This is a genomic window from Edaphosphingomonas laterariae (genome assembly GCF_900188165.1).
Classification (GTDB): domain Bacteria; phylum Pseudomonadota; class Alphaproteobacteria; order Sphingomonadales; family Sphingomonadaceae; genus Sphingomonas_E; species Sphingomonas_E laterariae.
Genome location: NZ_FZOS01000011.1, coordinates 57,577 through 75,924 on the forward strand (window position 1 = coordinate 57,577; position 18,348 = coordinate 75,924).

Annotated in this window: 21 protein-coding genes; 11 read left to right on the plus strand and 10 right to left on the minus strand. The window is 66.6% G+C overall.

Annotated features, from left to right (window positions below):
- Positions 1–32: 32 nt before the first annotated feature.
- From CHB74_RS11570 to CHB74_RS11605, 8 genes are all read left to right on the plus strand, one after another.
- Positions 33–3,041 (plus strand): intermembrane phospholipid transport YdbH family protein, encoded by a 3,009-nt coding sequence (locus tag CHB74_RS11570; RefSeq protein WP_089219801.1) that lies wholly within the window; start codon positions 33–35, stop codon positions 3,039–3,041.
- 56 nt (positions 3,042–3,097) lie between these two features.
- Entirely contained in the window at positions 3,098–3,277 is a 180-nt protein-coding gene (locus tag CHB74_RS11575; protein WP_179220822.1) for a YnbE family lipoprotein, read from the plus strand.
- The gene (locus CHB74_RS11580) at positions 3,274–3,660 is read left to right on the plus strand and encodes a YdbL family probable chaperone protein (protein WP_089219802.1); all 387 of its coding nucleotides are present in this window, start codon (positions 3,274–3,276) and stop codon (positions 3,658–3,660) included. The genes CHB74_RS11575 and CHB74_RS11580 overlap by 4 nt, the downstream gene beginning before the upstream one ends.
- A gap of 122 nt (positions 3,661–3,782) precedes the next feature.
- Complete coding sequence (locus CHB74_RS11585) at positions 3,783–4,103, plus strand: AtpZ/AtpI family protein (protein WP_089219859.1); 321 nt, start codon at positions 3,783–3,785, stop codon at positions 4,101–4,103.
- A gap of 34 nt (positions 4,104–4,137) precedes the next feature.
- A complete protein-coding gene (locus CHB74_RS11590) occupies positions 4,138–4,926 on the plus strand; it encodes a F0F1 ATP synthase subunit A (RefSeq protein WP_089219803.1) in 789 nt (262 codons plus the stop codon).
- A 43-nt stretch (positions 4,927–4,969) separates the two neighbouring features.
- A complete protein-coding gene (locus CHB74_RS11595; RefSeq protein WP_089219804.1) occupies positions 4,970–5,197 on the plus strand; it encodes a F0F1 ATP synthase subunit C in 228 nt (75 codons plus the stop codon).
- 57 nt (positions 5,198–5,254) lie between these two features.
- On the plus strand, positions 5,255–5,749 hold the full coding sequence (locus CHB74_RS11600; RefSeq protein ID WP_089219805.1) for a F0F1 ATP synthase subunit B family protein: 495 nt from the start codon (positions 5,255–5,257) through the stop codon (positions 5,747–5,749).
- Positions 5,750–5,762: 13 nt separating this feature from the next.
- Positions 5,763–6,380, plus strand: coding sequence for a F0F1 ATP synthase subunit B family protein (locus CHB74_RS11605; RefSeq protein ID WP_089219806.1), 618 nt, complete (start codon positions 5,763–5,765; stop codon positions 6,378–6,380).
- 91 nt (positions 6,381–6,471) lie between these two features.
- On the opposite strand, the gene CHB74_RS11610 is transcribed toward CHB74_RS11605, so the two are convergent.
- The 8 genes from CHB74_RS11610 to hisG all read right to left on the minus strand — a co-directional run bounded on the left by CHB74_RS11610 (position 6,472) and on the right by hisG (position 14,401).
- Positions 6,472–7,461 (minus strand): NADP-dependent oxidoreductase, encoded by a 990-nt coding sequence (locus CHB74_RS11610; protein ID WP_089219807.1) that lies wholly within the window; start codon positions 7,459–7,461, stop codon positions 6,472–6,474.
- Positions 7,462–7,521: 60 nt separating this feature from the next.
- On the minus strand, positions 7,522–8,253 hold the full coding sequence (gene recO, locus CHB74_RS11615) for a DNA repair protein RecO (RefSeq protein WP_089219808.1): 732 nt from the start codon (positions 8,251–8,253) through the stop codon (positions 7,522–7,524).
- 270 nt (positions 8,254–8,523) lie between these two features.
- Positions 8,524–10,458 carry an excinuclease ABC subunit UvrC gene (gene uvrC / locus CHB74_RS11620; protein WP_089219809.1) on the minus strand — a complete coding sequence of 645 codons (1,935 nt, stop codon included), beginning with the start codon at positions 10,456–10,458 and terminating at the stop codon, positions 8,524–8,526.
- Between the two features lie 41 nt (positions 10,459–10,499).
- The gene (locus CHB74_RS11625; RefSeq protein WP_218821424.1) at positions 10,500–10,700 is read right to left on the minus strand and encodes a hypothetical protein; all 201 of its coding nucleotides are present in this window, start codon (positions 10,698–10,700) and stop codon (positions 10,500–10,502) included.
- 168 nt (positions 10,701–10,868) lie between these two features.
- Complete coding sequence (thiL, locus tag CHB74_RS11630; protein WP_089219811.1) at positions 10,869–11,825, minus strand: thiamine-phosphate kinase; 957 nt, start codon at positions 11,823–11,825, stop codon at positions 10,869–10,871.
- 176 nt (positions 11,826–12,001) lie between these two features.
- Entirely contained in the window at positions 12,002–12,457 is a 456-nt protein-coding gene (gene nusB / locus CHB74_RS11635) for a transcription antitermination factor NusB (RefSeq protein ID WP_089219812.1), read from the minus strand.
- The gene (gene hisD / locus CHB74_RS11640) at positions 12,454–13,740 is read right to left on the minus strand and encodes a histidinol dehydrogenase (RefSeq protein ID WP_089219813.1); all 1,287 of its coding nucleotides are present in this window, start codon (positions 13,738–13,740) and stop codon (positions 12,454–12,456) included. The genes nusB and hisD overlap by 4 nt, the downstream gene beginning before the upstream one ends.
- Positions 13,730–14,401, minus strand: coding sequence for an ATP phosphoribosyltransferase (hisG, locus tag CHB74_RS11645; RefSeq protein WP_089219860.1), 672 nt, complete (start codon positions 14,399–14,401; stop codon positions 13,730–13,732). Before hisG ends, hisD begins: the two co-directional genes overlap by 11 nt.
- A 3-nt stretch (positions 14,402–14,404) precedes the next feature.
- Here hisG and CHB74_RS11650 point away from each other — a divergent pair, with 3 nt between their 5' ends.
- Positions 14,405–15,385: a DUF3800 domain-containing protein gene (locus CHB74_RS11650; RefSeq protein WP_144033777.1), complete on the plus strand. Its 981-nt coding sequence runs from the start codon at positions 14,405–14,407 to the stop codon at positions 15,383–15,385.
- A gap of 47 nt (positions 15,386–15,432) precedes the next feature.
- Here the strand turns inward: CHB74_RS11650 and CHB74_RS11655 are convergent, their stop codons facing one another.
- Together CHB74_RS11655 and CHB74_RS11660 are read right to left on the minus strand one after the other, a co-directional pair.
- Positions 15,433–16,362, minus strand: coding sequence for an alpha/beta fold hydrolase (locus tag CHB74_RS11655; protein ID WP_089219815.1), 930 nt, complete (start codon positions 16,360–16,362; stop codon positions 15,433–15,435).
- Positions 16,359–16,655, minus strand: a complete 297-nt coding sequence (locus tag CHB74_RS11660) for a BolA family protein (protein ID WP_089219816.1) — start codon at positions 16,653–16,655, stop codon at positions 16,359–16,361. The genes CHB74_RS11655 and CHB74_RS11660 overlap by 4 nt, the downstream gene beginning before the upstream one ends.
- A gap of 109 nt (positions 16,656–16,764) precedes the next feature.
- On the opposite strand from CHB74_RS11660, the gene CHB74_RS11665 reads away from it, so the two are divergent.
- Positions 16,765–17,292, plus strand: a complete 528-nt coding sequence (locus tag CHB74_RS11665) for a J domain-containing protein (protein ID WP_425442270.1) — start codon at positions 16,765–16,767, stop codon at positions 17,290–17,292.
- Between the two features lie 20 nt (positions 17,293–17,312).
- Entirely contained in the window at positions 17,313–18,317 is a 1,005-nt protein-coding gene (gene cobS / locus CHB74_RS11670; protein ID WP_089219818.1) for a cobaltochelatase subunit CobS, read from the plus strand.
- Positions 18,318–18,348: the final 31 nt, after the last annotated feature.

Sequence of the window (18,348 nt, forward strand, 5' to 3'; positions counted from 1 at the left end):
CGCTGGCCCAAGGCGGCCGCGTCGCGCTAGAGATGGCGCGGATGGATGAAGGCGAAACGGTGCGCCCGCCCAAGCGGATCAAGCGGTTGGCGGCCGGGCTGGCGCTCCCCGCGGTCGTGCTGGGCGTGCTGTGGTTCGAGCGTCGGCCGATCGCCGAACATTATGTCGATCGGGCGCTGGCCGAACGTGGCTTGCCGGCGCGCTATCGCATCGCCGCGCTCGGGCCGTTCACGCAGCGGCTGGAGGATGTTTCGCTCGGCGATCCCGCCCGGCCCGATCTGACTGCCGACTGGGCCGAACTGCGGCTCGCCTGGGGCTTTGGTGGCCCGCAGGTGGTGGAAGTGCGTGCCGGCGGCGTGCGCCTCAATGGCCGGCTGGTCGATGGCAAGCTGAACCTGGGCAGTCTCGACAGGCTGATGCCGGCGCCGACGGGCGCCCCGTTCGCGCTGCCCGACCTGCGCGTCGCGCTGGACGATGCCCGGCTCGGGCTGGAAACGCCGGCCGGCCGGATCGGCCTGGCGCTCGACGGGCAGGGCAATCTCGCCCGGGACTTTCGTGGCCGGCTCAGGCTCCATGCCCCGCGCCTTTCCGCCGGGGATTGCAATGCGGTCGGCCTGCTGATCGCGGCGGAGGTGCGGACCGCGAAGTCGGGTATCGCGCTCGACGGGCCGGTCGATCTCGGCTCGCTGGCCTGTGATGGCGCGGGCGGGCTGGGGCAGGTGAAGGGCCGCGCCCGGCTGAAGCTGGCGGGCGATCTTGGCGATGCCGAAGGGGATGTGTCGCTGCTCGCCGCCAACGGGCAGATCGCTTCGGTCACCGCCAAGGATTGGCGTTTCGTGGGCAAGTTCGCGGCGGATCTCGATGCGGGCGAGGGCGGGCTGGAAGGCGATATCGGCTTCGTCGATGCCGCCGCACCCGCCGATCTGCGTGCCAGCCTGCGCGATTATCGCGGGGCGCTGGCCGGCAGCCCGGTCGCCCCGCTCGTCCCGCCGCTGGTCGACGCGCTGGCCGGCGCCAGCGGCGACGTGGATGGCAAGGCGCGCCTGCTGCTCCGCCATGGCCGGACGACCGATGTGCACCTGCGTGACATCGCCCTCGAATCGGCAACGGCCGCGCGGCTGACGCTGCGCGACGGGAAGGGAATCGGCTGGTCCTCGGCCGCAGGCATCACGGCCGACGGCGCTTTGCGGCTGGCTGGCGGCGGCTTGCCCGAGATTGCCGGCCGGCTGGCCATCGCCGGTGGCGGGGGCGAGGGACGCTTCACCGTGGCGCCGATCGCGGCCGGTGGCGCGCGGCTGGCGCTGGCGCCGATCCGCATCGACGCCGATGGCGGCAGCTATCGCGTGCAGACGGCGGCGACGCTCGATGGCCCGCTGGGCGATGGCGCCGTGCGGGGGCTGGCGATGCCGTTGACGGCGCGGATCGGGGGCAATGGCGCGATCGCACTCAACACCGCCTGCGCGCCGCTTTCCTTCGAATCGCTTGCGGTCGCGGGCATTCGCCTTGCTCCGGCGCGGCTGCCGCTGTGCCCGACCGGAAAGGCGCTGGTGACGATCGCGCCCGATGGCGGCGTTGGCGGGGGCGGGGCGATTCCCGGCCTGAAGCTTGCGGGCCATGTCGGCGGTGCGCCGCTTACCATCGTCAATCGCCGCTTCGGGTTCGACATCGGCCGCCCCGGCTTCATTGCCGATACGGTGGCGATTCGGCTGGGCGCGGGTGATTCGGTCAGCCGGCTGGATGTCGACCGGCTCACCGGGCAGGCGGATGCGCGGGGGCTGGCGGGCCGATTCGAAGGCGCTGCCGGGCAGATCGGCGCCGTGCCGCTGCTGCTGTCCGAAGGGCAGGGCGACTGGCGGCTGGCCAATGCCGATCTCAGCCTCACCGGCCGGCTCAAGGTTGCCGATGCGGCCGCCGACCCGCGTTTCGAGCCATTGATTTCGGATGACGTGCGGCTGAGCCTGATCGACGGCCGCATCCACGCCACCGGCCAGTTGCGCCAGCCCGAGACCAATGTCGCCGTGGCCGCCGTGCGGATCGACCATGATCTGGCCAAGGCGCGCGGCACCGCGCTGCTCGATGTGCCCGGCATCACCTTCGGCCGGGCTCTGCAGCCCGAAAGGCTGACCCGGCTGACCTTTGGCGTCGTCGCCAATGTCGAAGGCACGGTGCGCGGTGAAGGGCGAATCGACTGGAATGATGCCGGCGTCACCAGCACGGGCGCCTTCCGCACCGATTCGCTCGATCTGGCGGCCGCCTTCGGCCCCGTGCGCGGATTGGCCGGCGAAATCCGTTTCTCCGATCTGCTCGGGCTTGAAACCCCGCCGGGGCAGGAGGTGCGGCTGGCCGAGGTGAATCCCGGCGTCGCGGTGACCGACGGCCTGATCCGTTACCAGCTGCTCCCCGGCCAGAAGCTGCGCGTCGAGGGCGGGCGCTGGCCGTTTTCGGGCGGTGAGCTGTTTCTGGAGCCCACGGTGATGGATTTCGCCCAGCCCGTGGCGCGTCATATGACCTTTCGGGTGGCGGGGCTGGATGCCGCGCAGTTCATCCAGCAGTTCGAGTTCGAGAACATCGCCGGCACCGGCATTTTCGACGGCACCCTGCCGATGGTGTTCGACGATTCGGGCGGCCGAATCGAAAACGGGCTGCTCAAGGTCCGCGAAGGCGGCGGCACGCTCGCTTATGTCGGCGAACTCAGCAATGAGGATCTAGGCACCTTCGGCAAGATGGCGTTCGATGCGCTGAAATCCATGCGATACGACAATCTGGCCATCCGGCTGGACGGCAATCTCGACGGCGAAATCGTCAGTGAAATCCTGTTCACGGGCATCAACGAACGGCCGATTGGCGGCGAGAAGCTGGAAGGCATGGCGGAGGAGCTGACCGGCCTGCCGTTCCGCTTCAACATCACGGTGCGGGCGCCGTTCCGCGGGCTGGTGAGCACGGCGAGCAATTTCATCGATCCCACCGCCCTGATTCGCAATCAGAAGCCGGGCGATTCGCCCAAGCCCGTTCAGACGCAGGAAAGCGAAGATAAGCGATGATCTTCGTGATAGAGGCGTTCGATCTCGAACGAAGCAAGGGGATGTTGATGACGGGGATGCGTGTGATTTTCTGCGGCGGCATGGCGCTGCTCGCGGGGGGCTGCATCCAGGTGAAGGCGCCCGACAAGCCGATCGAGATCAACCTGAACGTGAACGTGAAGCAGGAAGTGGTGGTGCGTCTGCAAAAGGACGCGCAGGAATTCATCACCGAAAATCCGGAGTTGTTCCCGCAATGACACGCAAGACCAAGCTGTCGCTCATCGGTGCCGCTGCCGCCCTCGCGCTGGGCGTCGCGGGAATCGCCATGGCGCAGGATGCGGCGCTTTCGGCGGCCATTGCCAGCGGCCAGGTGGGCGAGCAGGCCGATGGCTATATGGGCATCGCCAAGCCGGTGGGCGGCGACATCCGTTCGGCGGTGGAGGCGCTCAACATCAAGCGGCGCGCGGCCTATACCGATCAGGCGGCCAAGCATGGCGTGGCGCTGCGCGAATGGGCGGCGACGATCGGCTGCCAGACGCTGCGCAACCGCGTGAAGCCGGGCCAGGCCTATCTGCTGCCCGATGGCGTGTGGCGGGTGAAGGATGCCAGCCCGATCGCGCTGCCGGGCAACTGCGGCTGATCGGCAAGCGAAGGCGCACCCCCGCGGTTGACTTGGGCGACCCCCCTTCCTAAAGGGGCCTCGCCTTGGCGGGGTCGCTCGTCGGCATGTCTGTCGCGCGCTCCGAAGGGAGAGGGGATGACATGGCGAAGGACGAACCCGGGCAGGATCCGCCCAGTGTCGAAGACGCGCGGCTCACATCGCTGCAACAGCGATTGAAAGCTGCCGCGGAAGCGGAACGGGACAGGACCGCCACCAAGCAGGCGAAGCCCGGAAAGGGCTATTCCCAAGGGAATCGCGTGCTGGCGGAACTGATAGCGGGGCCTGCGGTGGGCGCACTGGTCGGCTGGGTCTTGGACCGCTGGCTGGGCACCACGCCTTGGATACTGTTGGCGATGCTGTTCCTCGGAATCGGTGTCGGCTTCAGGAATATCATACGGATTTCAAACGAGCGCCCGGAGTGATTCGGGCGCTTGGCGCATAAACAGGGGCCAAGCGGTGGCGGCAGAAGGCGGCAAGATCGATCCGATGCACCAGTTCCTGATCGAACCTTTGTTCGGTCGGACCTGGGAGATCGCGGGCTATAATATCGCGTTCACCAATTCGGCGCTGTTCATGGTGGTTACCCTGGCGCTGATCTGGGTGTTCATGCTTGGCGGCATGAAGCGTGCGCTGATCCCCGGCCGCTGGCAGGCCGCGGTGGAAGGTTTCACCGGCTTCATTTCGAACATGATGCACGCGAACATCGGCCCGAAGGGCAAGGCGTTCACGCCTTATGTGTTCTCGCTGTTCATGTTCATCCTCGTCGCCAACCTGGTCGGCATGATGCCGATCGGCATCGTCCCCGGGCTCCACGCCTTCACGGTGACGAGCCACCTGACGGTCACCGGCGTTCTGGCGATCATCAGCTTCTCGATCGTGCTGATCGTCGGCTTCGCGAAGCATGGCCTGCACTTCTTCTCGCTGTTCATCCCGCACGGCACCCCCGTGCCGATGATTCCGCTGATCTTCCTGATCGAGCTGTTCTCGTTCCTGATCCGCCCCTTCTCGCTCGGTCTGCGACTGTTCGTGGCGATGACGGCGGGGCACATCCTGCTCAAGGTTCTCGCCGGCTTCGTGATCAACGGGCTGAACGCGGGTGCCGGTATCGCGGCGATCGTTTCGCTGCCCAGTTTCATCCTGATGATCGGTATCACCCTGCTCGAACTGCTGGTGTGCGCGATCCAGGCCTATGTCTTTGCACTGCTCACGTCGCTCTACCTGAACGACGCGATCAACCTGCACTGAGTTTGTTCTTAACCTTCTAACGATTTCGACAAGGGAGTTTATCATGGACGCAGAAGCCGCGAAGCTGGTTGGTGCCGGTCTGGCCGCGATCGGTGTGGGCCTCGCCGCGCTCGGCGTGGGTAACGTCTTCGGCTCGTTCCTCGAGAGCGCGCTGCGCAACCCGGCCGCTGCCGACGGCCAGCAGGGCCGCCTGTTCATCGGCTTCGCCGCCGCCGAACTTCTCGGCCTGCTGGCGTTCGTCGTTGCGATGATCCTGCTGTTCGTCGCCTAACAGACTGTCCGGGGCCGGACCCGTCCGGCCCCTCCCAATTTTCGAGCGGGATTTCCCATGCCTCAGATCGCCCAGATTCTTGAGACCTATGCGTCCCAGATCTTCTGGCTGCTCATCGTTTTCGGCCTGATCTACTTCGGTATCGGCAAGGCGATGCTGCCCAAGATCGAGGCGACCGTGGAAGCCCGTGACCGCAAGATCGCCGACGATCTCGAGGCGGCCAAGAAGGCGCATGCCGACGCGGACCAGACCGAAGAGGACTATCGCGCCAAGATCGACGCTGCCCGCGCCGCCGCGCAGAAGGCGACGCAGGAAGCCAAGGCGGCTTCCGCCGTCGAGGCGGAACAGCGCGTCAAGGCCGCCGACACGGAGCTTGCCGCCAAAACCGCCGATGCGGATGCCCGCATCGCGGCCGCCCAGGCACAGGCGCTTGCCGGGATCGAGGACGTCGCCGCCGATGCGGCGCAGGAGATCGTTTCCAAGGTCTCGGGCGTGGCGGTCAGCCGCGATCAGGCCGCCAGCGCGGTGAAGGCCGCCCTGGCCAATGGCTGAGGAGGCACACACCATGGCGCAGGACGCCGGCTCCGAACTCGTGGCCGATAACCTCGCTCACGCCGCCGAACTGCACGGCAACACCACGGCTGCGCTGGCGCATGAAGGTGCCGCTGCCGAACATCATGTCGATCCCACGGCGCTTGGCATGAATGCCACGGCGTGGGTGGCGCTGGCGATGATCGTCGTCATCGTCCTGATGGTCTGGAAGAAGGTGCCGGCGCTGATCGGCGGCGCGCTCGACAAGAAGATCGCGTCGATCCGCGTGCAGCTGGACGAAGCTTCGCGCCTGCGGGCCGAAGCCGAGGCGCTGAAGGCCGAATATGAGCGCAAGGCCGCCGCGGCCGCCAGCGAGGCGGATGCGATGATCGCCCACGCCCGTGACGAGGCCGAAGGCATCGTCGCCAAGGCGAAGGCCGATGCGAGCGCGCTGATCGAACGTCGCGGCAAGATGGCCGAGGACAAGATCGCCGCGGCCGAACGCACGGCGATCGCCGAGGTCCGTGCCAAGGCCGCTGCCGCCGCGTCTGCCGCTGCGGCGGAGTTGATTGCCAAGGGCCATGACGCTGCCGCCGATAAGGCGCTCGTCGACCAGACGATCGCGGGGATCGGTTCGGCCCGCCTGAACTGATCGTACAAGCCTGCGAACAAAGGAAACGCCGCTCCGGTCCAGTACCGGGGCGGCGTTTCCTTTTGTGGTTTCGTGGGTGGACGCGAGGCCGTCAGAGTCGGACGAGCATCTTGCCCGTGTTGCCGCCGCTGAACAGCGCGCGGAACGCATCGGGCGTGGCTTCCAGCCCGTCGCGCACCGTTTCGGGGCTCTTGAGCTTGCCGGCGGCGGCCCAGCCGCCCATTTCGGCATGGAACTCGGCCATGCGGTGGAAGAAATCCATGACGATGAAGCCCTGCAGGCGCAGGCGCGCGCCGACGATGCGCATGGCGTAGCGCAGCGACAGCGGTTCCAGGGAATTATAGCTTTCGATCATGCCGCACATCGCGAAGCGGGCATTGTCGCGGGCCAGCGCCAGCGCGGCATCGAGATGATCGCCGCCGACATTGTCGAAATAGACGTCGATGCCCTGCGGCGCGGCGGCGTTGAGCTTGGAGATCAGCGAGCCTTCGGCCTTGTAGTCGATCGCCGCATCGGCACCGAGATCGCGGACCAGCGCGCATTTGTCCGCGCCGCCGGCCGATCCGACCACCGTCATGCCCTTGAGCTTGGCGATCTGCACCACGGCCGACCCCACGGCACCGGCGGCGGCCGATACGAACACGGTTTCGCCGGCCTTGGCCTCGGCCACCGAAAGCAGGCCGAAATAAGCGGTCATGCCCGGCATGCCGAGCAGGCCGAGGAACAGTTGATCGGGCGCGCCGCCGGCGGGCAGCTTGGTGAATTCTTTCGCCGGGCCGGTCGCCACGTCGCGCCAGCCGAGCATGTGGAGCACCCGATCGCCCGGCGCGAATCCTTCCGCCCGCGATTCTTCGACCACGCCCACCGCGCCGCCGCCGAGCGGCTCGTTGAGGTTGAACGGCGGCACATAGCTTTTCACGTCGTTCATCCGGCCGCGCATATAGGGGTCGACCGAAAGCCAGCTGTTGCGGACGCGGACTTCGCCGTCGGCCAGCGGCGCATCGGCAATGTCGACCAGTTCGAAATGCTCTGGGCCGGGCAGGCCGGCGGGACGTGATTTCAGGCTCCAGGCGCGTGCCATGGCAATCCTCCATGCTGTGTTTGCGATGGAGCCTAACCGCGAACGCGGGTTCCGCAAGCGTCAACTCAGCCGCTTGATCCGATCGATCAGGCGTTCGCGCGCGGCGAGCAGGGGCGCGCGGCGATCGATCAGCACGTCGCGGCCAAGGAAATGGCCGGTCAGCTTCAGCCCGTCATGGATATCCGCCCAGTCGCGCGCCGGGCCGCCGGTGGCCATGAACGGGGGCAGGTGCAGCAGGCGATCGCGATAATCCTGCCCGGCCACGCGACTGACCGCGCGGCCGCTTTTGGGGCTGACATAGATCAGGTCGTCGCGCGCATCGGTGACGGCGCAGGCGGACAGATCCAGCCCGAAGCCGATTTCGCCCAGCAGCAGCAATTCATAGAGCACGAGCGCCGAGCCCCAGCCGCGCGCCGACGGCGCGGCCTCGATCGCCGCGATCAGGCCGTCGAGTGCGACGTGGAGCGTGGGGAAGGGCTGGCCTTCGGGAAGCGTGGCGGCGGTGAGCGCCGTCGCCCATTCGATCGCGGCGGCGGCCAGGGGTTCACCCAGCAATCCCGCGCGGCTGTGGACCAGTTCCACGGTCAACTGGGCCAGCTGGTCCTCGCTCCGCGCGCGGAATTCGGCCTGCACGATATTGCCGGGCAGCAGCACGGGCTTCAGACGGCGGGATCGCCCGCCCCGCACATAGCCGGGCAGCAACCCATCCTCGGGCGTCATCAGCCGCGCGACGGCGCCATGTTCGCCATGGGCAAGGACGGCGCAGACGATGGCGGTGGCGCTGAGGTGCATAAGGGGACGTTAGAGCGCTTTCCAAGCAGGTGGAATCACCTGCTGACTCGGAAAGCGCGGCAAACAAAAAGCCTAGAGCATTCGAGCCGACGCAGTCGGATCGGAAACTGCTCTAGTGTGGACCGGGATGAATCGCTACGACTCGACGTGCCATTCCGGGCCAAACTGACGAGCGCCGGCACCGACTGCCGCTTGGCCCGTTATCGGTGGTTGCGGCGATGGATGCTGAAACAGGTTCAGCATGACCTCCCGGTTGGAAGCCGCCGGTGCTCACGCCTCGGGATGATAGAAATCCCAGATCGCGCGCGCCATCGCCTTCGACACGCCGGGCGCGCGTTCCAGATCTTCGAGCGCCGCGCCGCGCACCGCCTTGGCGGTGCCGAAGTGCATCAGCAGCGCCTTCTTGCGCGCCGGGCCGATGCCGGGGACTTCGTCCAGCGGGCTGGCGGTGAAGGCCTTGGCGCGCTTCGCCCGATGCGCGCCGATGGCGAAGCGGTGCGCCTCGTCGCGGATGCGCTGCAGGTAGAAAAGCGTCGGTGAATTGAGCGGCAGCATGGATTCGCGACCATCGGGCAGATGGAAATGTTCGCGCCCGGCATTGCGGTCCGGCCCCTTGGAGATGCCGACCACCGGCACGTCCTCGACCCCCGATTCCTGCAGCACGCGGCACACGGCCGATACCTGCCCCTTGCCGCCGTCGATCAGCAGCAGATCGGGCCATTCGCCGCCGGTGCGATCGGGGTCTTCTTTTTCCAGCCGCGCGAAGCGGCGTTCGAGCACTTCGCGCATCATCGCGAAATCGTCGCCCGCCGTCGTTTCAGGGCGCTTGATGTTGAACTTGCGATACTGGCTCTTGCGGAAGCCTTCCGGCCCCGCGACGATCATCGCGCCCACCATGTTGGTGCCCATGATGTGGCTGTTGTCGTACACCTCGATGCGGTTCGGCGGCTCGTCCAGTTCGAACAGATCGGCGATTTCCTGGAAGATGCGGCCCTGCGTGGTCGATTCGGCCAGCCGGCGGTCGATCGCTTCTTCGGCATTGCGGCGCGCCTGTTCCATCAGCTTGCGCTGTTCGCCACGCTGCGGAACCTTGAGCGTCACCTTGCGCCCGGCGCGCTCGGACAAGGCCTCCTCGATCAGCCCGGTCTCGTCGGCCAGCGACCGATCGATCAGCACCAGCCGCGCCGGCGGCACGTCCTCGTAAAACTGCATCAGGAAGCTTTCCAGCACCTCGCCCTCGGGCACGTCGGCGGTGTGCGCGGGGAAGAAGCTGCGATGCCCCCAATTCTGCCCGCCCCGGATGAAGAAGGCCTGGATGCCGATCAGCCCCTGCTTGGCGGCCAGCGCGAACACGTCGGCATCGCCCACGCCTTCGGCATTGATCGCCTGGGCGGACTGGATGAAGGTGAGCGCGCGCAGGCGATCGCGGTAGACGGCGGCCAGTTCGAAATCCATCGCGTCCGCCGCGGCGGTCATCGCCTCGCCCAGCTTCTTCTGCACCTCGGTCGACTTGCCGGCCAGAAACGCCTTCGCGTCGTCCACCAGTTCGGCATAATCGTCGGCCGTGATCCGATCGACGCACGGCGCCGAACAACGCTTGATCTGGAAGAGCAGGCAGGGCCGATCGCGATTGGCGAAGAAGCTGTCGGTGCAGCTTCGCAGCAGGAACAGCTTTTGCAGCGCGTTGAGCGTGCGCGTGACGGAGCCGGCGCTGGCGAACGGGCCGTAATATTGCCCCTTGGCCCGCCGCGCGCCGCGATGCTTCTGCACGCGCGGAAAGGCGTGATCCTCGCGCAGCAGGATGAAGGGGAAGCTTTTGTCGTCGCGCAGCAGCACGTTGTAGGGCGGGCGATAACGCTTGATCAGCTGCGCTTCGAGCAGCAGCGCCTCCGCCTCGGTATTGGTGGTGACGATCGTCATCGACCGCGTTTGCGCCACCATCCGCTGCAGCCGCCGGGGCAGGCGGGCGACCTGGGTATAGTTGGTGACCCGGTTCTTCAGCGCGCGCGCCTTGCCGACATAGAGCACATCGCCCTTGGTATCGTGCATGCGATAGACGCCCGGCCGCACGGGAAGCGTTTTCAGCACGTTGCGGATCGCGGCCACGCCGGCTTCCAGATCGGGCTTGTCCGATCCGCGCACGGTGTAGACGGATTTTTCTTCGTTGAAGCGGTCGGTCGGCTGATCGGTTGGTTGGTTGGTCACTGGCCGGATTTAGGACGTGGCCGGCCGTGGCGCCAGCGGCTTCAGGCGATGGCGGGGTGGATGAAGGCGTCGAGCCCGTAAGCGGTGCCGACCAGCCCGCAGATCGCGGGCAGCGCCAGCGCGAGGAGCGCGCGGCTCATCCCCGGCAGCCCGCTATCGGCCAGCGGGCCACCCGTGCGCCACAGCGGCGGGAAAGCGACGATCGCGGAGAAGGCCATGCCCAGCAGAAGATTGCGCGGCACCCAAAGGCCAAGGCTGCTTCCCTGGCTGGCGGCGAAAACAATGCCGGCCAGCATCAGGAAAGACCAAAGCCACGCAACACACTTCATGGCGCCGGTTTAGCGCCGATCACCTAAGAAGCCGTTTACGAGCCGTAACGAATTGATCGGGCGGGCTTTCCGGGCCGTGGTTCAGGCGACCGGGCCATGTTCGAAGCCAAGCCGGCCGGGCAATGCCACCGCTGTCGCGCCATCGCGCAGGGCGATTCCGGTGCCGGCCGTGAAGGCGCCGACCCGCGCGACTGGCAGGCCATGTTCGGCGGCGATCGCGCGGATCGCGGCTTCCGCCGATGGAGGGGCTGCGAACAAAAGCTCATAATCGTCGCCTGCCGTTGCGGCGGCGATCCGCGTGGGGCGATTGTCGGGCTGGATGGACAGAAGATCGTCGGACAAGGGAATGGCGGCGAGGTCCACGGCGATGGCCAGCCCGCTCGCCGTCGCCATCCGGCCGGCGTCGATCAGCAGCCCGTCCGATATGTCGGCCATGGCGGCGACGCTGGTTGCGATGGCCTGGCCAAAGGCGAGGCGCGGCTGCGGGCGGTGATAGCGGCGGAGCAGCGCGGCAGGGCCCGTGCGATCGCCCAGCGCGATGGCGAGGCCGAGGCCGGCATCGCCGATCGTTCCCGTGGCCCACAGATCGTCGCCCGCCCGCGCGCCCGCGCGCGAAGGCGCTCCGCCGGCGGGGGCCTGGCCGATCGCGGTCAGCCCCAGCGTGCGCGGCGCGCCGGCGGGCATCGCCACCGTGTCGCCGCCCAGCAGCGGCACGGCAAAGGCGCGGACGGCGTGATCCAGCCCGGCCGCGAAATCCGCGTCCCAGCCCGGTCCGCCGGCAAAGCCATAGCCCATTAGCAGGCCGACCGGCACGGCGCCCTTGGCGGCCAGATCGGAAAGGTTCACCGCGACGAGCTTCCACGCCACATCCTGCGCGGTATCGCCGGGCAGGAAATGCACGCCTTCGACCAGCATGTCGTGGGTCAGCACGATATCGCCGGACAGCGGCAGCACTGCGGCATCATCCGCCAGCCCGCGCGCGGCCGGGTGCGTGGCGATGGCGCGCAGGGCGGCGATGAAATCGGATTCGCGGGTCATCTCGTCGGTCTAGCGCGCCCGCCCGCGAGGGGCGAGCGCCACCGGCGCGCGTTTAGACCGACGGCGCGGCTGGTTAGAGCATTTTCCGATCCGACTGCGTCGGCTCGAATGCTCTAAACTTTTGGTTTACCGCGTTTTCCGAGTCAGCAGGTGATTCCACCTGCTTGGAAAACGCTCTAGCCGCGCACCGCCTTGGCCACGCCGTCGAGCAGGCCGTTGACGAAGCCCTTTTCGCGCTTGTCATAAAAGGCGTCGGCCACGTCGACATATTCGCTGATCACGGTCGCGGTCGGCACGTCGATCCGCGCGATCAGTTCATAGGTGCCGGCGCGCAGGATCTGGCGCATCGGCTTGTCGAGCCGTTCCAGCGACCAGCCGGCGGCGAGCTTGCCGGTGATGGCGGCGTCGATCTCCTCACGCCGCGCGTCGACGCCGCGGACGAGATCGTCGAAGAAATCGATCTCGGCATGCGCGTAGGTCACGTCCTCGATCGTGCGGCCCAGCCGGTGCTGGTGAAACTCGTCGAGCAGCTTGGGGATGGGGGTCTTTTCCATCTCGTGCTGGTAGAGCGCCTGCACGGCGAAAAGGCGCGCGGCGGAGCGTGCGCGGGAGCGTTCGTTGGTCTTGGTCATAATCTTACCGCTACCGATCGGGCGTGGGCGGGCAGGCCCTCGGCTTCGGCCAGCGCCACCGCCGCCGGGCCGATCCTGCCGATCGAGGCCGCATCGCAGGCGAGGAAGCTGGTCCGCTTCATGAAATCGAGCACCGACAGGCCGGACGAAAAGCGCGCGCGCCGCCCCGTGGGCAGCACATGGTTCGGCCCGCCGACATAATCGCCGACGGCTTCGGGCGTGTGGCGGCCGAGGAACACCGATCCGGCGTGGCGCACGGCGGCGAACAGCGGCTCGGGATCGGCGACCGCCAGTTCGAGATGTTCGGGCGCGAGGCGATCGACCAATGCCGGCGTGGCGGCGAGATCGGTGACGAGGATGATCGCACCATTGGCGTCCCAGCTCGTCCGCGCGGTGGCGCCGGTGGCGAGTGTCGCGATCTGGCGATCGACCTCGGCGGCGACGGCATCGGCGAAGGCCGCGTCGTCTGTGAACAGGATCGACTGGCTGGTCGGATCATGCTCGGCCTGGCTCAACAGGTCGGCGGCGATCCATGCGGGATCGTTGGCGGCATCGGCGACCACGACGATTTCGGACGGGCCGGCCACCATGTCGATGCCGACGACGCCGTAAAGCTGGCGCTTGGCTTCGGCCACCCAGGCGTTGCCGGGGCCGACGACCACGTCCACCGGTGCGATCCGATCGGTGCCGTAAGCGAGCGCGGCGATCGCCTGCGCACCGCCGACGCGCCACATTTCGTCCACGCCGGCAATCTCGGCGGCGGCGAGCACGAGCGGATTGGTTTCGCCCCTGGGCGTTGGCGTCACCATCGCGAGGCGGCCGACGCCGGCGACCCGCGCCGGGATCGCGTTCATCAGCACCGACGACGGATAAGCGGCGCGGCCACCCGGCACGTAGAGGCCGGCGGCATCCACGCCCCGCCAGCGCGCGCCCATGCGAACCCCGGCGGCATCGATAGTTTCGCTGTCGGTGGGCTTTTGCGCGACGTGATAGGCGGTGATCCGTTCGGCCGCGAGTTCGAGCGCGGCGCGCAGATCGGGCGAAAGCGCCGCCAGCGCGGCCTGCCGTTCGGCGCGCGGCACCTGCCAGCCGGTGATGTCGAGATCATGGCCGTCGAACTTCGCGGTCAGATCCTTCAACGCGCCATCGCCGCGCTCGCGCACCTCGGCACGGATTGCGGACACTGCGCGCGAGACGTCATCGTCCGCTTCGCGCCGGGCGTTGACCAGATCGTCGAACGCGGCGACGAAGCCCGCGTCGCGCGTGTCGAGCCTAAGCGGCATCCTTCGCCCCTTCCGCCACCAGCGCCCGGAAGGCTTCGACCAGCGGCGCGATTTCGGCGGCGCGCGTCTTGAACGCGGCGCGGTTGACGATCAGGCGGGCCGATACCTCGCAGATCGTCTCGACCTCGACGAGGCCGTTTTCCTTGAGCGTCCGGCCCGACGACACGAGATCGACGATACGGCTGGCAAGGCCGAGCACCGGCGCGATTTCCATCGCCCCGTTGAGCTTGACGCATTCGGCCTGAACGCCGCGCGCGGCGAAGTGGCGGCGGGTCAGTTCGGGATATTTGGTCGCGACGCGAACATGGCTCCATTCGCGCGGATCGTCCTCAGCGGCCATTTCCACCGGTTCGGCCACCGAAAGCCGGCAACGGCCGATGCCGAGATCGACCGGCGCGTAGATTTCCGAATAATCGAATTCGTCCAGCACGTCGGATCCGACGATGCCGATCTGCGCGGCGCCATGCGCGACGAAGGTCGCGACGTCGAACGCGCGCACCCGGATCAGCCCGATATTGGGATCGTTGGTGGCGAAACGCAGCGCGCGGCTGTCCTCGTCCGAAAAAGCGGCTTCGGGAACGATGCCGACGCGCGCCAGCATCGGCAGCGTCTCGACGAGGATGCGTCCCTTCGGGATAGCGATGATGATCGGCTCGGCCATGACGTGGGCGGCTTTACTGGCGCGGGCAGGCGGGCGCAATGGCGGCATGGCGAATGGGCGGGGGACGGCGCAGGCTCGACCGCGCGTTCCGGCTCTATCGAGTCCGTCTCAGTCCGTTTGATCGGGGGTGAGAGAGCGTTGTATGAGAGCATCCGTCTTCGCTATGTCATTACGATGCAAGATCGATTCACAATCTTCATTGATGAAAGCGGTGAAGCTGGAATTGGAAAGATTCGCTCTGAAACGTCGGGTGGCGCTTCACCATACATGACCTTGGGCGCTTCACTCATCAGCAATGAATCTCGAGAGGCTTGCGAAGACGCTCTGGGCAAAATCAGAGATAAGGTCCGCAAAAAATCGCTTCATTGCTCTCAATTGAATCACTATCAACTTCTTCTTTTTGTCCGTGAGATCACGAAAATAAGAATGAGGCTGTTCGGGGTTATATCGAAAAAAGATACTCTCGGAAATTATAAGGCGGAGATATCCGATAACAGTAGCAAGTACTACAATAAATGTGCTCAGTATTTGCTGGAGCGCGTTGGGTGGTTCATGCAGGTGCGCAAGATTCCGCCGGAAAATCTCGATATAATCTTTGAGAAAGCAAACGTTGATTACGATAAGATGAAAAATCTGCTGAGGAAATGTCAGTCCAGCCCTCAGCACTCGAGCACAAAATGGCTGCAGCATATCGACATCGACAAAATAGCAGTGAAGGAAAAGGGCGAGGAGCCGCTTCTGCAACTGGCCGATCTTGTTGCACACGCGCTGTACAAATGCGTCGACAAGTCGACCGCCAACTTCAGCATAACGGAGCCGCGCTATCTACGTGAGCTCGCTCCACATTTCTTTGGCCATCCTGAAACCCAAGCAGTGGTGGGGGCTGGCCTGTACTGTGTGCATTCCACGCGCGACCTAAAGGTGGATACTGATGTGAGCGAAATCCTGAACAGCATGCTAGCGACCCAGCCTAAGCAGAGTTAACTTGCTTGGCCCGATGGCCGCAATGGCGCCGCCCCCTGCCATTCCGCTCAATCCGCGCGCGCTCTCTCCGCCAAAAACGCCCGGATCGCCGCCGTCACCGCATCCGGCCTCTCCCACGGCACGAAATGGCCGGCGTCCTCTACCGCCACGATGCGGAGGTCGGGCACCAGCGCGTCCAGCCCGTCGAGCTGGCAGGGGAGCAGCGCCTTGTCCTGCATTCCCCAGATCACGAGCGTAGGCATGGCGAGCTTCGGGAAGGGCTGGTCGATCCACGCTGGCCGCTCCACCTCCTCGCCCATGGCTGGCACGATGATTTTCGAGGCGCGATACCAGTTGAGCATCGCGGTCAGCGCGCCGGGCTGGCGCCATTGGTCGAGATAGATCGCCCGTTCGTCCGCATCGACCAAGCCGGCCGGCACATGCGCCTCGAAGCTGCGGGCATAGAAGCCCTCGATTCCCCATTCGGCGGTCCGCGCCTCGATGGCCGGATCGCGGAAGGCGCGCATATATTGCGAGGCCGCGCGTTGGGCGGGGTCGTCGATCAGGCTTTTCTGGAAGATCAACGGATGCGGGGCGTTGGCGATGATGAGCCGTGCCACGCGGTCGGGATGCTTGAGCGCCACCGCCCACGCTGCCGCCCCGCCCCAATCATGGCCGACCAGCGTGAAGCGGGCTAGCCCGAGCGCATCGGCCAGCGCGATCGCGTCGGCGACGATCAGGTCGGTCGCATAATCCTCAACATGGCGTGGCTTGGACGATCGGGCGAAGCCGCGCTGGTCGGGCGCGACGACGACATGATCGGTGGCGAGGTCCGCCAGTTGGTGCCGCCACGTCCGCGCCGATTCGGGAAAGCCGTGGAGGAAGAGGATGGGATCGCCGGTGTCGCCGTCAGCGCCGCCGCCGCCATTCCCGCCCAGCGTGACGTCCAGCTCGACGCCGGTCGGCAAAGCGAAGCGCTGGCGGCGGAGCGCGGTCACGCCAGTTCGGATGGCGCGCGCGCCTTGATCGCCAGCGCGTGGACACGTTCACGCAGAAGTTCGGCCAGCGCCGCGTTCACGGCGCGCTGGCGGGCGACGCGGGATTGCCCTTCGAACGCGGCGGCGACGATTTCGACGGTGAAGTGCGATTCGCCGCGCGCATCATGGCCGGCATGGCCGCGATGCTTTTCGCTGTCGTCGATCACGGCGAGATGCGCGGGCGACAAGGCGGCGGTGAGGAGGCGGGCGATCTCGGCGGCGACGGGGCCGGGGCGGCTGGGAATATCGGTCATGGCGCCTATATAGCCGGATCGGCGCGAAGGAGCAGAGGCGAAGTTGGCGGACGGGAACACGCAGCGCAGGCAGGATCGGTTCCACGGGCGGATCGGCTCGGGCGAGCAGATGTGCGCGCATCCCGGCTGCATGGAGCGCGGCGAATTCCGCGCGCCCGGCGCCGCCCGGTCAAGCTTCGACGGCCCCGGCGACTGGCGCTGGCTCTGCCTCGAACATGTCCGCGCGTTCAATTCGGGCTATAATTTCTTCGACGGCATGTCGTCGGACGAGATCGAGCAGGCGCAGCGGCCCTTTGCCGGCTGGGAGCGCGAGACGCGGGCCTTTTCCGCCGCTGGCGGCTCCGCCGGCCCGCGCTGGGGCGATTTCGTCGATCCGCTGGACGCGATCAGCGCGCGCTTCGCCGAAGCGCGGCAGGTGCGCCCCGATGGCCGGCCGCTGGGTGATGCCGATCGCCGCGCGCTGAAAACGCTGGGCCTCACCGCCGAGGCCGATCTGAAGGCGATCCGCAAACGCTATACGGAACTTGTCCGCCGCTATCATCCTGACCGCAATGGTGGGGACCGGACACATGAGAAGGCTTTGCAGGACGTCATCAGCGCCTATACGCATCTGAAGGCGGCTCCCGCCTTTGCCTGATTCCGTTCGAGAGTAGTGCCATGTCCGATCTGCCGAACATCCAGCCCGATAGCCGCGCCGCGCCGGTGCTCGACGCGCCCGACAAGATGGTGAAGGTGCGCGATGTCTTCGGCATCGACAGCGACATGGAGGTGCCGGCCTTCTCCGAAGCGGATGAACGCGTGCCCGATCTCGATCCGGCCTATGTGTTCGATCCGGATACCACGCTGGCGATCGCCGCGGGCTTTGCCTTCAACCGCCGCGTCATGGTGCAGGGCTATCACGGCACCGGCAAATCCAGCCACATCGAACAGGTGGCCGCACGGCTCAACTGGCCGTGCATCCGCATCAACCTCGACGCGCATATCAGCCGTATCGACCTGATCGGCCGCGATGCGATCGTGCTGCGCGACGGCCAGCAGGTGACCGAGTTCCGCGAAGGCCTGCTGCCCTGGGCGCTGCAGACGCCGACCGCGCTGGTGTTCGACGAATATGATGCCGGCCGCCCCGACGTGATGTTCGTCATCCAGCGCGTGCTGGAAACTGAAGGCAAGCTGACGCTGCTCGATCAGAACCGGGTGATCCGCCCGAACCCGCATTTCCGCCTGTTCGCCACCGCCAACACGGTGGGCCTGGGCGATACGACGGGGCTTTATCACGGCACGCAGCAGATCAACCAGGGCCAGATGGACCGCTGGAACATCGTGGTGACGCTGAACTATCTGCCGGCCGCGACCGAGGCGCAGATCGTGCTCGCCAAGTCGGGCGAATATGACAAGCCCGATGGCAAGAAGGTGGTGGAGAATATGGTGAAGGTGGCGGACATGACCCGCCAGGGCTTCGTCGCCGGCGACATTTCCACCGTCATGTCGCCGCGCACGGTGATCTCCTGGGCGCAGAACGCGCTCATCTTCAACGATGTCGGCTTCGCCTTCCGCCTGTCCTTCCTCAACAAGTGCGACGAGGCGGAACGGCCGCTGGTGGCTGAATATTATCAGCGCGTGTTCGGCAAGGATCTGCCCGAAAGCGTCGTCGGCAAGGCATGATCGTCGGGAGCTGGCCGCCGCGCCCGATGCG

Coding starts and splice junctions, on each gene's coding strand:
- cobS (WP_089219818.1), top strand. CDS start 17,313: ATGTCCGATCTGCCGAACATCCAGCCCGATAGCCGCGCCGCGCCGGTG.
- hisG (WP_089219860.1), bottom strand. CDS start 14,401: ATGGCCGAGCCGATCATCATCGCTATCCCGAAGGGACGCATCCTCGTC.
- CHB74_RS11660 (WP_089219816.1), bottom strand. CDS start 16,655: ATGACCGATATTCCCAGCCGCCCCGGCCCCGTCGCCGCCGAGATCGCC.
- CHB74_RS11610 (WP_089219807.1), bottom strand. CDS start 7,461: ATGGCACGCGCCTGGAGCCTGAAATCACGTCCCGCCGGCCTGCCCGGC.
- hisD (WP_089219813.1), bottom strand. CDS start 13,740: ATGCCGCTTAGGCTCGACACGCGCGACGCGGGCTTCGTCGCCGCGTTC.
- nusB (WP_089219812.1), bottom strand. CDS start 12,457: ATGACCAAGACCAACGAACGCTCCCGCGCACGCTCCGCCGCGCGCCTT.
- CHB74_RS11600 (WP_089219805.1), top strand. CDS start 5,255: ATGCCTCAGATCGCCCAGATTCTTGAGACCTATGCGTCCCAGATCTTC.
- CHB74_RS11580 (WP_089219802.1), top strand. CDS start 3,274: ATGACACGCAAGACCAAGCTGTCGCTCATCGGTGCCGCTGCCGCCCTC.
- CHB74_RS11665 (WP_425442270.1), top strand. CDS start 16,765: ATGTGCGCGCATCCCGGCTGCATGGAGCGCGGCGAATTCCGCGCGCCC.
- CHB74_RS11605 (WP_089219806.1), top strand. CDS start 5,763: ATGGCGCAGGACGCCGGCTCCGAACTCGTGGCCGATAACCTCGCTCAC.
- thiL (WP_089219811.1), bottom strand. CDS start 11,825: ATGACCCGCGAATCCGATTTCATCGCCGCCCTGCGCGCCATCGCCACG.
- recO (WP_089219808.1), bottom strand. CDS start 8,253: ATGCACCTCAGCGCCACCGCCATCGTCTGCGCCGTCCTTGCCCATGGC.
- CHB74_RS11585 (WP_089219859.1), top strand. CDS start 3,783: ATGGCGAAGGACGAACCCGGGCAGGATCCGCCCAGTGTCGAAGACGCG.
- CHB74_RS11570 (WP_089219801.1), top strand. CDS start 33: ATGGCGCGGATGGATGAAGGCGAAACGGTGCGCCCGCCCAAGCGGATC.
- CHB74_RS11595 (WP_089219804.1), top strand. CDS start 4,970: ATGGACGCAGAAGCCGCGAAGCTGGTTGGTGCCGGTCTGGCCGCGATC.
- CHB74_RS11575 (WP_179220822.1), top strand. CDS start 3,098: ATGCGTGTGATTTTCTGCGGCGGCATGGCGCTGCTCGCGGGGGGCTGC.